Annotated in this window: 10 protein-coding genes and 1 tRNA gene; 9 read left to right on the forward strand and 2 right to left on the reverse strand. The window is 39.5% G+C overall.

Annotation, left to right across the window (positions count from 1 at the left end; genetic code table 11):
* Positions 1–337: 337 nt before the first annotated feature.
* The 4 genes from EXH44_RS10795 (at position 338) to EXH44_RS10810 (ending at position 4066) form a co-directional block, all read left to right on the forward strand.
* The gene (locus EXH44_RS10795) at positions 338–2614 is read left to right on the forward strand and encodes an NADP-dependent malic enzyme (protein WP_162857478.1); all 2277 of its coding nucleotides are present in this window, start codon (positions 338–340) and stop codon (positions 2612–2614) included.
* 357 nt (positions 2615–2971) lie between these two features.
* Complete coding sequence (locus EXH44_RS10800; RefSeq protein ID WP_162857479.1) at positions 2972–3283, forward strand: hypothetical protein; 312 nt, start codon at positions 2972–2974, stop codon at positions 3281–3283.
* Between the two features lie 58 nt (positions 3284–3341).
* Entirely contained in the window at positions 3342–3614 is a 273-nt protein-coding gene (locus EXH44_RS10805) for a hypothetical protein (protein WP_162857480.1), read from the forward strand.
* A gap of 5 nt (positions 3615–3619) precedes the next feature.
* Positions 3620–4066 carry a hypothetical protein gene (locus EXH44_RS10810; protein ID WP_208717147.1) on the forward strand — a complete coding sequence of 149 codons (447 nt, stop codon included), beginning with the start codon at positions 3620–3622 and terminating at the stop codon, positions 4064–4066.
* Positions 4067–4241: 175 nt separating this feature from the next.
* On the opposite strand, the gene parC is transcribed toward EXH44_RS10810, so the two are convergent.
* Together parC and EXH44_RS10820 are read right to left on the reverse strand one after the other, a co-directional pair.
* Complete coding sequence (gene parC, locus EXH44_RS10815; RefSeq protein ID WP_162857481.1) at positions 4242–6479, reverse strand: DNA topoisomerase IV subunit A; 2238 nt, start codon at positions 6477–6479, stop codon at positions 4242–4244.
* A gap of 98 nt (positions 6480–6577) precedes the next feature.
* A complete protein-coding gene (locus tag EXH44_RS10820; protein WP_162857482.1) occupies positions 6578–7786 on the reverse strand; it encodes an MFS transporter in 1209 nt (402 codons plus the stop codon).
* 141 nt (positions 7787–7927) lie between these two features.
* On the opposite strand from EXH44_RS10820, the gene EXH44_RS10825 reads away from it, so the two are divergent.
* The 5 genes from EXH44_RS10825 to EXH44_RS10845 all read left to right on the forward strand — a co-directional run bounded on the left by EXH44_RS10825 (position 7928) and on the right by EXH44_RS10845 (position 13286).
* Positions 7928–8004 (forward strand) — tRNA-Met (locus EXH44_RS10825).
* A gap of 201 nt (positions 8005–8205) precedes the next feature.
* Complete coding sequence (gene rimP, locus EXH44_RS10830) at positions 8206–8667, forward strand: ribosome maturation factor RimP (RefSeq protein ID WP_162857483.1); 462 nt, start codon at positions 8206–8208, stop codon at positions 8665–8667.
* Between the two features lie 14 nt (positions 8668–8681).
* The gene (gene nusA / locus EXH44_RS10835) at positions 8682–10196 is read left to right on the forward strand and encodes a transcription termination factor NusA (protein WP_162857484.1); all 1515 of its coding nucleotides are present in this window, start codon (positions 8682–8684) and stop codon (positions 10194–10196) included.
* 17 nt (positions 10197–10213) lie between these two features.
* Positions 10214–12754, forward strand: a complete 2541-nt coding sequence (gene infB, locus EXH44_RS10840; RefSeq protein ID WP_162857485.1) for a translation initiation factor IF-2 — start codon at positions 10214–10216, stop codon at positions 12752–12754.
* A 184-nt stretch (positions 12755–12938) separates the two neighbouring features.
* Entirely contained in the window at positions 12939–13286 is a 348-nt protein-coding gene (locus tag EXH44_RS10845; protein WP_162857486.1) for a DUF3302 domain-containing protein, read from the forward strand.
* The last annotated feature ends 38 nt before the right edge of the window (positions 13287–13324 follow it).

Raw genomic sequence — 13324 nt, forward strand, 5'->3', positions numbered from 1 at the left:
AACAAGATGTTGCAGATTTTGCAAGAAATCTTACCGCTTGTCTAGTGATGATTTTGGCTTTATTTTTATTACTTTTAGATAAATAATCTGTTTTTATAAAAAAATTAGGTTTTTATAAAGTTTATATTGTTGTTTTTCATAAAAGCAAAAGTTTATACCAAATTTTATAAATCAATAGAAATATAATAAATTTTCATAAAGTGTGATGAGGATCACATTTTGTCATAAGTGTTATTTTTCGTATGAATTAAAAAATTTAGAACTATGTCACAAAATATTCATCTCTATTTGAGGTAAAATAGCCATAATTATTTCATTCAAAAAGAAGGACTTAGCTATGGATGACAAATCTAAATTACGCCAAGCAGCGCTTGATTTCCACGAATTTCCAATCCCAGGCAAAATTGAAGTTACCCCAACCAAATCTCTTGCTACTCAACGTGACCTTGCTCTTGCTTATTCCCCAGGCGTTGCCGAGCCTTGTTTAGAAATCGAAAAAGATCCATCGGCAGCCTATCGCTATACCTCAAAAGGAAACTTGGTTGCAGTCATTTCAAACGGTACAGCGGTACTTGGTTTAGGGAATATCGGTGCCTTAGCGGGTAAACCGGTGATGGAAGGGAAGGGCGTGCTCTTTAAAAAGTTTGCAGGGATTGATGTATTTGATATTGAAATCAATGAAAAAGATCCTGAAAAACTGGTCGAAATCATCGCATCCCTTGAGCCAACCTTTGGCGGTATCAATCTCGAAGATATCAAAGCCCCAGAGTGTTTCTACATTGAACAAAAACTGCGTGAACGCATGAATATCCCAGTCTTCCATGATGACCAACATGGTACAGCGATTATCAGTGCCGCAGCAGTAATTAATGCGTTACGTATTGTGGACAAAAAAATTGAAGAGGTGCGTTTAGTGGCATCCGGTGCAGGTGCTGCATCTATTGCATGCTTAAACTTACTTGTTTCTTTAGGTATGAAGCGTGAAAACATCGTTGTGTGTGACTCAAAAGGGGTGATTTACAAAGATCGTGACGATCGTATGGATGAAACGAAAAAACTCTATGCGATTGAAGATAACGGTTGGAGAACCTTAGCAGATGCGATGCCAAATTCTGATATTTTCCTTGGTTGCTCAGCTGCAGGGGCATTAACGCAAGATATGGTTCGCACCATGGCAGTACATCCAATTATTTTAGCATTGGCAAACCCAAATCCTGAAATTACTCCACCAGAAGCCAAAGCAGCTCGTCCAGATGCAATAGTGTGTACAGGACGCTCAGACTATCCAAACCAAGTGAATAACGTACTTTGTTTCCCATTCATTTTCCGTGGTGCTTTAGATGTAGGTGCAACAACGATCAATGAAGAGATGAAACGTGCGGCGGTTTATGCGATTGCAGATTTAGCCCTTGCAGAACAAAATGAAGTGGTTACATCAGCTTATGGCGGTGAAGGTACAACCTTTGGAGCAGATTATATTATTCCTCGTCCATTTGACCCTCGTTTAATCGTCCGTATTGCCCCTGCTGTGGCAAAAGCTGCAATGGATTCAGGTGTAGCAACACGTCCAATTACTGACTGGGATGCGTATCACGAAAAACTCACTCAATTTGTGTATAAAACCAATCTCTTTATGAAACCAATTTTCAGCCAAGCGAAAGCTGAAATTAAACGCATTGTATTGGCTGAAGGTGAAGAAGATAAAGTGTTACATGCAACACAAGAAGTCGTTTCAATGGGATTAGCCTATCCAATTCTAATTGGCCGTCCAGATGTAATTAATGCCAAAATCAAAAAATTGGGCTTACACATTGTGGCTGGGCAAGATTTTGACATTGTGGATAATGAGCATAATGAATACCATGAAGCGCTTTGGAAACGTTACTACAGCCTTATGAAACGTCGTGGTATTACCGAAGCCATTGCAAAACGTGTGACCACATCAAATACCACGGTAATTGCATCATTATTAGTTGAAATGGGCTACGCTGATGGCTTAGTCTGTGGATTATTCGGCACTTACAGTCGTCATTTAGAAGCGATTAAAGATATTATCGGTGTTAAAGAGAGTGTCAAAGTCCCTGCAGCATTAAACAGTTTAGTGTTACCAACAGGGAACGTCTTTATTACCGATACTTATGTTAATGCAGATCCAACGGCAGAAGAGCTTGCAGAAATTACCTTAATGGCTTCTCGTGAGATTAGACGCTTTGGTATTGAACCTGCGGTTGCCTTGCTTTCTCACTCTAATTACGGCTCATCAAACCAATTAGGTGCGCCAAAAATGCGTAAAGTGTTAGAGTTAGTTCAAGCAAGAGATCCTGATTTAATGATTGACGGTGAAATGCACGGAGATTTAGCCTTATCTGAAAAACTCCGTCATGATTATATGCCAGACAGCCCATTAAAAGGTTCTGCAAATTTACTTGTTATGCCAAATATGGAAGCAGCCCGTATTAGCTATAACTTATTACGTGCAACGACCACGGCAATTACGGTCGGCCCGATTTTATTAGGGATGAATAAGTCTGCACATATTCTTAACCCAGTCTCTTCAGTTCGTCGTATTATTAACATGGTGGCATTTGCTGCGGTTAAGGCGCAAACTAAGTAATTTATCTTATTGAAAGATAGAAAACGTTAAAATCCCTATTGAAATTTTACGCAATAGGGATTTTTCTATTATGTTAAAAGTTAGTATGTGAGATATTATTGTGACAATGATTTAGTCATCAAGGATTGCTTTATTAGACAACTATATGGGTGCATAATGATAAGTGTTGTAATCTAACTTTAGGTAAGCATGCTCAAGAGCGTAAATTACAAGGTAGAAACGTAGGCATGGTTATGAATGTTCTGCAAAGAGCTAGAGATTCGGATATTTTTATGCAAGAGGATGGGCGATATGTTATTAGAGGAGCTACTGGGAAATAGAAAATATTAGAAAGTATATTAAATGAGGGAAATTTATATGATTGAAGACTTAGATAATACAGGGTTAAAGGAAGTTTTATTTTATTACATAGTGGATGAGTTTTTAATTTATAAGCATTCTAAAAAGTTTATTTCTACCTTATTTAGTCATCCTCCAGGAGAGTGGAGTGATGTTAATAAGATATTTAGAGATAATGGTTTTATATTTGGTTCTGAAGATTTAAATGTTAATGTAAGTTGGTTAAAGGATATTGATGGCTCTGATTCTCCTTATAGAATGCTCGTGTTTTTTGAGTCAGAAAATATGTTTTCTCAGGTCGTTGTTTTTAATGTAAATACTCTAGATTAATGTAATGGCACCAATATCGGCGCTGAGTAAAAAGTTTAATCCTCAAAATTTTAAATGAATGTCTAAAGGTGGGGGAAATGTTACTTATAATTCAACTAAATCGGTTTTACCAGAGAATCATATAGAGCTATGGAATAAAAGTATTGCAGTTAAAAGTGATCCAAATAATAGATGGGCTGTTGAACTAAAAGACGGTAAAACTATTTATCATAGATTTCAAGATGATGGCAATGGTAATTTTCATTGGAATGGTTCAACTAATGGGAAGACCTCAAAAGGCGAAACAAGAGCCATTAAAATTACAGATGTTCCTACGGAATTAAAAAGGTAAAAAATATGAAACAAATAGGAAATAAAGAGATCTATATTGAAATAGATCTTAATACATATTCAAAAAACATGGCCAATCTTGTTTTGATTGTTGATGGGTTTAAATTAGGAACTTTAAATTCTCCAACTTACATTCCTAGTTTTATTAGTTCATTAGATAGTATATTGTTAGAGGATGTTTATTTTTGTGAGAATATAAATATTGATTTATTTTATGATCTTGTATTAAGTGGGAAGTTAGAAAGTAGAAATAATTTTACTTTAGAAGAAACTTTTGATGATTTTATGAAAAGATGTATTAGAAGTAGGGAAAATCTATATTTCTATTTTAAATTATATAAAGATCATTATTTTAATTATGAAAATACACAAGAAAATATACCTATTATAAAAACTATAATCATAGAAAGATTTAATTCATTTTTGAGAGATCTTAAACTCTATTTAACTTAAATGGTGTTGTTCCACAAAGTATGCTGTTTATAATTCAACCTTATTAGAAACTTTGAAAATATAGATTTTTTCCCCATAAGGATTTTTTACAGCATACAATGTGGAATACAAGCGGTAAGATCCTAACCCTAATTTGCAAATTTAGGCATAAATCTTACCGCTTGTAATATACCTATTAGTCTACAATTTCGACTTCAGAATTCCCATTTAATCCACGAAGTTGTGAGCCTTTTCTTGCTCGCTCTCCTCGATAATTTTCAATATCGCTTGCCTTCAGGGTAATCTTACGTTTTCCTGATACAAAGACGAGAGAACTGGTTGGGCGAATCAATAGTAATCGAGAAAGTAGCTCTGCGCGCTCTTTTGCCCCTTGTGTTGAAATGTTGATGATTTTATTTCCTTTGCCTTTGGATAATTCAGGCAAATCAGAAACAGGGAACACTAACATTCTGCCAACATTGCTCATTGCAACGAGAAGATTTTTATCTTCGTCATTGAGCAGTTGTGGTGGTAACACTTTTGCATTTTCAGTTAATGAAATCACCGCTTTCCCTGCTTTGTTTCGGGAAACTAAGTCTTCAAATTGACAAATAAAGCCATAACCTGAGTCAGATGCCATTAAGACTTTATGGTTTTCTTCTGACATTAACACATATTCCACAGTTGCCCCTTCAGGTAAGGTGATTTTACCTGTAATTGGTTCACCTTGAGAGCGAGCGGACGGCAGACTTAATGGGTCAAGGGCATAGCTTCGACCTGTGCTGTCGATAAACACAACAGGCTGATTACTTTTACCATAAGCATGGGCGAGATAACTATCGCCTGCTTTATAGCTTAGATTTTGAACATCAATGTCGTGTCCTTTCGCGCAACGTACCCAGCCTTTTTCTGAAAGAATAACAGTAACTGGTTCTGTTGGCGTTAGGTCGCTTTCTGAAATCGCTTTCGCTTCCGCACGTTCTACTAATGGTGAACGGCGTGGACTTGCAAAGGCTTTGGCATCGGCTTCAATTTCTTTTTTGATTAAGCTATTTAAACGGCGAGCTGAACCTAAAATACCTTGTAGATATTCACGTTCTTCTTCTAATTTTTGCTGTTCTGCTTTTAATTCATGCTCTTCTAATTTCGCTAAATGACGTAAGCGAAGATTTAGGATCGCTTCGGCTTGTTCATCACTTAAATTAAAACGAGCCATGAGTTCAGCTTTTGGATTGTCTTCATTGCGAATGATCTCAATCACTTCATCAATGTTTAGAAAGGCAATCATTAAACCTTCAAGGATATGAAGTCGGCTAATAATTTTATCTAGGCGATAATTTAAACGGCGAGTTACCGTTGTGCGACGGAATTCAAGCCATTCTGTCAATATGGTTAACAGATTTTTCACCGCAGGTTTGCCGTCAAGCCCAATCATATTCATATTGACACGATAGCTTTTTTCCAAATCAGTCGTTGCAAAGAGATGATTCATTAATTCATCATAGTCGATCCGATTTGAGCGTGGTTCAATCACAATTCGAATTGGATTTTCTTGGTTGGACTCATCTCGAATTTCATCCACCATAGGCAATTTTTTATTGCGCATTTGGTTTGCAATCTGCTCAATAATTTTCGCGGGTGAAGCTTGATGTGGCAAGGCAGAAACGACAATGTTGCTATCTTCTTTTTGCCAGATAGCACGCATTTTAATTGAGCCTTTACCTTGCTCATAGATTTTAGCAATCTCTGCGCGCGGTGTGATAATTTCTGCTTCCGTTGGGAAATCAGGCCCTTGCACAACCTCTAAAATATCGTCTAAACAAGCGGTCGGATTATCTAATAATTTTACAGATGCCGCTGCAAGCTCATTGATATTGTGTGGCGGAATATCCGTTGCCATTCCAACGGCGATACCTGTTGAACCGTTTAGCAAAATGTGGGGTAAACGAGCAGGGAAAGTAACGGGTTCATTTCTTGAACCATCAAAGTTAGGTTTGAAATCTACAGTACCCTGATCAAGCTCTGATAATAAAATCGCTGAAATTTTGGTTAAGCGAGCTTCGGTATAACGGTAATGTGCTGCGTTGTCTTCGGTACTTCCCCAGTTTCCTTGACCGTCGATTAAAGGATAGCGAAAGGTAAAATCTTGCGCCATTCCGACCATTGCACCGTAACAGGCAATATCGCCGTGGGGATGGAATTTACCTAATACATCACCGACTGTTCTAGCTGCTTTGACATATTTAGATGAAGGGTTTAAGTTTAATTCCGACATCGCGTAGATAATACGACGCTGTACGGGTTTTAGACCGTCACCAATAAAAGGTAAGGCACGATCCATAATGACATACATGGAGTAATTGAGATAAGCGTCTTCACTAAAACGCTTAATCGGCATCTGTTCAACGCCTTCGTAATTGGTTTCTATGGTCATTGGAATATTAAACTCATTAATCGTGTTAGAAATAAAATGGACGCTGATGTAGCGTCCTAATGGCAAGATTTTCGCTTATTTATGGATATTTGTCCATCTTAGATTTTTCTGACTTTAAGCATAGTCAATAATGCTAAAGCGCAGAAGCCACAAGCCAGCCACCAAGTGCTTTGATAGCCAAATTGGCTTGCCATAATACCTGCTAATTGCCCTGCGACAATCCAACTAGCTGAACCAGTATTCGTAAATAGCGTAGTGGCTGTTCCCATTTTATAAGGCATTAAATCTTGGAAGTAGATCATGCCAATAGAAGCGAGAATCCCGATAAATAAGCCGTTAAATGCTTGAATGGCTAAGAGTTGCCATTCCGTTTGGGCGACACTCATACCGACATAGTAAGCCAATCCAGCCACAATACCGACCAACATTAAACTTTTTTTACTGATAAAACGGGTACAGTAGCCTGCAATTAACATCACAGGAATTTCAATGCCAGCAGCCGTTCCCATCATAATACCGGCTAATCGTTGGGGTAATCCCAGTTCAACTAAGTAAATTGGCATATTGATAAACATCATGCTGTTACAGGTCCAAACTAAAAGGCAAGTGATGCTGAGGTAAATAACAGATTTTCGGTTACTGATAATACCGTCATCACGTAATGGCTCATCTGTGGCTGAATTTGCAAATTTTTGATCGGAACTGACCGCTTGTGGCAACATTAACCAAACAATAATGATCGAAACGACAAAAATAGTTGCCGCCGCGACATACATAAAGGTGAAGCCAAAATGATCCGATAAAAAATAGGCTAAAGGCGGTCCGACAATCCAAGCCAATGAAAGCTGAGCACGTAAGACGGTATTAAACATCGTACTGTCTCGATGCTGTGTTTCACTGTATTCCCTTGAGTAAGCAAAAAGTTGTGATGTGGCTGATGAGCCTAACCCTACGAGTAATGTACCTAAAAAGAGTAGAACGTAATAATCACGGTTAAACGCAAATAATAAACAACTTAATAGTTGCATAAAACAGCTTATGGTGATGATACGTTTGCGATTTGGATGTTTATCCGAGAAATAAGCCACAATTTGACTTAAAATCATTGCCATCAAGGAATTGACGGAGTAAAAAAGTCCAACGAGCATTGGATCGCTCGTCACTTCATTATGTAAATAGACAGTTAATGCAGGCACTCGTAAAGCCCCAGCAAGCCCCGTCATAAAAATCACTAAAAGAAATGCTGCTGAGACAGAATTTAAAAATCGCCGAGTAGGTGGAAAGGGTAAGGGATTGAGCGGTTGCATAAATGTTCCAAAGATTGATGAAGAGAAAAGCATTATACATAGATTAGTCTTGGGTTTTGACTAAAAATTTAGCATTTATTCGAGAATTGTAAAAAAACAGTTGCACGGATTTTTTAAATCCCTATAATGCATCACATCAGACGCGGGGTGGAGCAGCTTGGTAGCTCGTCGGGCTCATAACCCGAAGGCCGTCGGTTCAAATCCGGCCCCCGCAACCAGTTTTATGGCTCATCGTTTTGTTTAAAACGATGAGTTTTGTTTTATTTAAGACTTTGAATTTGTAAAGTTTTAACCAAAACAAACCGCTTGAAAGCCTCAACTGTTGTAGTTTGAGGCTTTTTTGTGGCAAATAGTCAGCTTTGTTGTTTTAAAGGGACTTTTTTAAGTCCTTTTTTTACATCTGTCAAATGGAGGTTTCCTTGGCAACGTTAGAACAAAAATTACAAGAGCTTGTCGCTGATTCTATTGATGCAATGGGATTTGAACTTGTTGGCATCGAATGCCAACGTGCAGGCCGTTTTTTAACCGTTCGTTTATATATTGATAAAGAAGGTGGCGTGACTATCGACGATTGTAGCGATGTCAGCCGTCAAGTGAGTGCGATTTTTGATGTGGAAGATCCGATTACGGATAAATATAACCTAGAGGTTTCTTCCCCTGGTTTAGATCGCCCATTATTTACATTAGCCCACTATCAACGTTTTGTTGGGCGTGAAATCGTGATTCATTTACGTATTCCAATGTTAGATCGTCGTAAATGGCAAGGTGAATTAGTGAGTGTTGAAGGTGATTTAATTACCTTAAAAGTTGATGGCAATTTGCAGGCTTTTGTCTTTGGCAACATTCAAAAAGCAAATTTAATCCCCGTTTTTAATTTCTAAGGAAATCAAAACCAATGAGCAAAGAGATTTTATTAGCCGCAGAAGCGGTATCCAATGAAAAATTATTACCAAAAGATGCGATTTTTGAAGCACTTGAAACTGCGCTAGCGATTTCAACTAGAAAAAAAGCAGCGGCAGAGCGTGAAGATCGTAAAACAGGCAACGGCATTGATATTGATGTGCGTGTTGTGATTGATCGTAAAACCGGTGAATTTACCACCTACCGTCGTTGGTTAGTGGTTGAAAAAGTGCATCACCACACACGTGAAATTACCTTAGAAGCGGCTCAGTTTGAAGATCCAAATATTCAATTAGGTGACTATGTTGAAGATGAAATTGAGTCAATTGCTTTTGACCGTATCACAATGCAAACGGCTCGCCAAGTAATTAGCACGAAAATTCGTGAAGCAGAACGCAACAAAGTGATTGAACAGTTCCGTGGTCAATTGAACAGCATTATCACTGCAACCGTGAAAAAAGTAAGCCGTGAGCAAATTATCTTAGATCTCGGCAATCAAGCGGAAGCGGTGATTGTGCGTGAAGATATGTTACCACGTGAAAACTTCCGTCCGGGCGACCGTGTACGTGGCGTACTTTATGCGATTAAACCTGAATCAAAAGGTCCACAACTATTCGTTACCCGTGCGAAACCGGTGATGTTACAAGAGTTATTCAAACTCGAAGTGCCTGAAATCGGCGAAGAAGTGATTGAAATCAAAGGTGCTTCTCGTGATCCAGGTTCACGTGCCAAAATTGCGGTGAAAAGCAATGACAAACGTATTGATCCAGTAGGTGCTTGTGTCGGTATGCGTGGTGCGCGCGTTCAAGCGATTACCAATGAATTAGGCGGTGAGCGTGTGGATATCGTGTTATGGGACGATAATCCAGCACAGTTCGTGATTAACGCAATGGCACCAGCAGATGTGAGCTCAATCGTTGTGGATGAAGATAATCACTCAATGGACATTGCTGTTGAGCCAACAGCACTAGCACAAGCGATTGGTCGTAATGGTCAAAACGTTCGTTTAGCGACACAATTAACAGGTTGGACACTCAATGTGATGACAACTGATGAGTTAGATAAAAAACATCAAGCAGAAGATAATAAAGTAATTAATCTCTTTATGGATGCTTTAGAAATTGATGAAGAATTTGCTCATATCTTAATCGAAGAAGGCTTCACTAGCCTTGAAGAACTTGCGTATGTGCCAGTCAGTGAATTAACGGCGATTGATGGTTTAGAAGATGAAGATTTAGTCGAAGAACTTCAAACACGTGCAAAAAATGTGTTAACAGCTCAAGCATTGGCAGAAGAAGAAGCGTTAAAACAAGCGCATATTGAAGATAAATTATTAAATCTTGAAGGTATGGATCGCCATATCGCATTCAAATTAGCAGAAAAACAAATTACCACCCTTGAAGAGCTTGCAGAACAAGGCGTTGATGATTTAGCAGACATTGAAGAATTAACTGCAGAAAAAGCGGGTGAATTAATCATGGCTGCACGTCAAATCTGTTGGTTTAGCTAAGAATAGGGAGAGAAAGCATGAGTGAAAATGAAATCAAAACTGACGCACCGAAGAAGTTAAGTTTACAGCGTCGTACTAAAACAACCGTGAGCGGTACGACCGCAGGCGGTAAAGCGAAAGAAGTACAAGTGGAAGTGCGTAAATCTCGCAAAGTAGATACTGAAGCCGCTAAGAAAGCTCAAGAAGAAGCATTAAAAGCGAAACAAGAAGCTGAAGCAAAAGCGAAAGCAGAAAAAGAAGCAGCTGAAAAGGCAGCTAAAGAGAAAGCTGCAGCAGAAGCGAAAGCGAAGGAAGAGGCGAAGAAAGCAGTACACCAAGTGCCAGTAATGCCAAATAAACAGCCAAAACCTGCTCAACAAAAAGTAGAAGCTCAACCAAAACAAGAAAAAGCCGTTGATCCTGAAAAAGAAGCAAAACGTAAAGAAGAAGCAGAACTTCGTCGTAAACAAGAAGAGCTAGCTCGTCAAAAAGCAGAAATGGAAGCAAAACGTGCTGCAGAAAATGCACGTCGTTTAGCAGAAATTGCTCGTGAAGAAGCAAACGAATCGGGTGAAGATTATGAAGATGATCGCTTTACCTCTAAATATGCTCTTGAAGCGGATCGTGATTCAGATCGCCGTAGTGAAGGTAATCGTGGGCGTGGTAAAGGTGGAGTAGCGAAAACCAAGAAAGGTGGTCGTGAAGACGATAAAAACGAGCGTAGCGCAGATCGTCGTAACCAAAAAGACATGAAAGGCAAAGGCAAACAAGCGAAGAAAGGCAGTGCATTACAACAAGCCTTTACTAAGCCTGCTCAAGCGGTAACCCGTGATGTTGTTATCGGTGAGACCATCACTGTTGCAGAACTTGCGAACAAAATGGCAGTAAAAGCGACTGAAATCATCAAAACCATGATGAAAATGGGCGAGATGGTGACGATTAACCAAGTGATCGACCAAGAAACTGCACAACTTGTCGCAGAAGAAATGGGCCACAAAGTTATTCTGCGTAAAGAAAATGAATTAGAAGAAGCGGTAATGGAAGATCGTGATACCAATGCGGAATTGGTAACACGTGCGCCGGTTGTAACCATCATGGGTCACGTTGACCACGGTAAAACATCCTTACTTGACTACATTCGTAAAGCCAAAGTGGCGGCAGGTGAAGCAGGTGGTATTACTCAGCATATCGGTGCATATCACGTGGAAACTGATGATGGTAAGATGATTACCTTCTTAGATACTCCAGGACACGCAGCGTTTACGTCTATGCGTGCACGTGGTGCGAAAGCAACGGATATCGTAGTCCTTGTCGTTGCAGCAGATGATGGTGTGATGCCACAAACGATCGAGGCGATCCAACACGCCAAAGCTGCGGGCGCGCCAATTGTGGTTGCCGTGAACAAAATCGATAAACCAGAAGCCAACCCAGATCGTGTAGAGCAAGAGTTACTCCAACACGAAGTGGTATCTGAGAAATTCGGTGGCGATGTGCAATTTGTACCAGTGTCAGCGAAAAAAGGTATGGGTATTGACGACTTATTAGAAGCCATCCTTCTTCAGTCTGAAGTTTTAGAATTAACGGCAGTGAAAGAAGGGATGGCAAGCGGTGTGGTTATCGAGTCTTACCTCGATAAAGGTCGTGGCCCAGTTGCAACTATCCTTGTTCAATCAGGTACGTTAAACAAAGGCGATATCGTACTTTGTGGTTTTGAATACGGTCGTGTTCGTGCGATGCGTGATGAAAACGGTAAAGAGATCGAAGCAGCAGGCCCGTCTATTCCGGTGGAAGTATTAGGCCTTTCTGGTGTGCCAGCAGCGGGTGATGAAGCAACCGTTGTTCGTGATGAGAAGAAAGCGCGTGAAGTGGCGTTATACCGTCAGGGTAAATTCCGTGATGTGAAATTAGCTCGCCAACAAAAAGCGAAACTTGAAAATATGTTCAGCAATATGGCGGAAGGCGATGTGGCTGAATTGAACGTGATTGTGAAAGCGGACGTACAAGGTTCTGTGGAAGCGATTGTTCAAGCATTACATGAACTTTCAACGGCAGAAGTGAAAGTGAAAGTCGTTGGTTCTGGTGTAGGTGGTATTACTGAAACGGATGCAACTTTAGCAGCAGCATCTAACGCTATCGTTCTCGGCTTTAACGTTCGTGCGGATGCTTCAGCGCGTCGTATCATCGAAAGCGAAAATATCGACTTACGCTACTACTCAATCATTTATGAACTATTGAATGAAATCAAAGCGGCAATGAGCGGTATGTTACAGCCTGAATTCAAGCAAGAAATCATTGGCTTGGCAGAAGTGCGTGATGTGTTCCGTCATCCGAAATTCGGTGCAATCGCAGGTTGTATGGTGACAGAAGGTATCGTTAAACGTAACAACCCAATTCGCGTATTACGTGACAACGTGGTGATTTTTGAAGGTGAGTTAGAGTCTCTCCGTCGTTTCAAAGATGACGTATCGGAAGTACGTAACGGTATGGAATGTGGTATCGGCGTGAAAAACTACAACGACGTGAAAGTCGGCGACCAAATCGAAGTATTTGAAGTCGTTGAAATTAAACGCTCAATTTAATTAAAAGTTTTAAGGGCGAATTTGTTTCGCCCTTTATTACAAGCGGTCGGATCTAAAGAGTATTTTGCAAAAAATTCCTGAAATCTGACCGCTTGTATGGTGAAGTAAACGGTATTTACAAAAATACCGTTTGTTTTGTTGTGTGTATATATCGGACGTATGTCTGTTTTAAAGGAAAGCAAATATGGCACTGGATTATTTAGCCTTATTTTTTCTGATCTTTGCAAGTATCGTCATTTTCTATGCGATCATTGCCATTCATGATATTCCCTACGAAATTGCTAAAAAGCGTAACCATCCACATTTAGAAGCGATTCATTATGCGGGTTGGGTCAGTCTTTTTACCTTACACGTCATTTGGCCTTTCTTATGGATTTGGGCAACTTTATGGCATAAAGAAAACGGTTGGGGTAATGGTAATCACCAAAAAGATGCAACTGCGCTCTCATCATTAGGTGAAATGTCAAAACTGTTACCTGAGCTCGAAAAGCATAATCAGCAACTTTCTGCAGAATTGCATGAAGTCCGTTAGCAATTAGCGGAATTACAACAAAAATTCGTGACACTTGA

Source organism: Actinobacillus indolicus (assembly GCF_004519515.1).
Lineage (GTDB): Bacteria > Pseudomonadota > Gammaproteobacteria > Enterobacterales > Pasteurellaceae > Glaesserella > Glaesserella indolica_A.

What these genes read in the sequence shown, in the direction of transcription:
- EXH44_RS10810 (WP_208717147.1), top strand. Translation starts at nt 3,620, where the DNA reads ATGAAACAAATAGGAAATAAAGAGATCTATATTGAAATAGATCTTAAT.
- EXH44_RS10800 (WP_162857479.1), top strand. Translation starts at nt 2,972, where the DNA reads ATGATTGAAGACTTAGATAATACAGGGTTAAAGGAAGTTTTATTTTAT.
- nusA (WP_162857484.1), top strand. Translation starts at nt 8,682, where the DNA reads ATGAGCAAAGAGATTTTATTAGCCGCAGAAGCGGTATCCAATGAAAAA.
- EXH44_RS10845 (WP_162857486.1), top strand. Translation starts at nt 12,939, where the DNA reads ATGGCACTGGATTATTTAGCCTTATTTTTTCTGATCTTTGCAAGTATC.
- parC (WP_162857481.1), bottom strand. Translation starts at nt 6,479, where the DNA reads ATGACCATAGAAACCAATTACGAAGGCGTTGAACAGATGCCGATTAAG.
- EXH44_RS10795 (WP_162857478.1), top strand. Translation starts at nt 338, where the DNA reads ATGGATGACAAATCTAAATTACGCCAAGCAGCGCTTGATTTCCACGAA.
- EXH44_RS10805 (WP_162857480.1), top strand. Translation starts at nt 3,342, where the DNA reads ATGTCTAAAGGTGGGGGAAATGTTACTTATAATTCAACTAAATCGGTT.
- EXH44_RS10820 (WP_162857482.1), bottom strand. Translation starts at nt 7,786, where the DNA reads ATGCAACCGCTCAATCCCTTACCCTTTCCACCTACTCGGCGATTTTTA.
- infB (WP_162857485.1), top strand. Translation starts at nt 10,214, where the DNA reads ATGAGTGAAAATGAAATCAAAACTGACGCACCGAAGAAGTTAAGTTTA.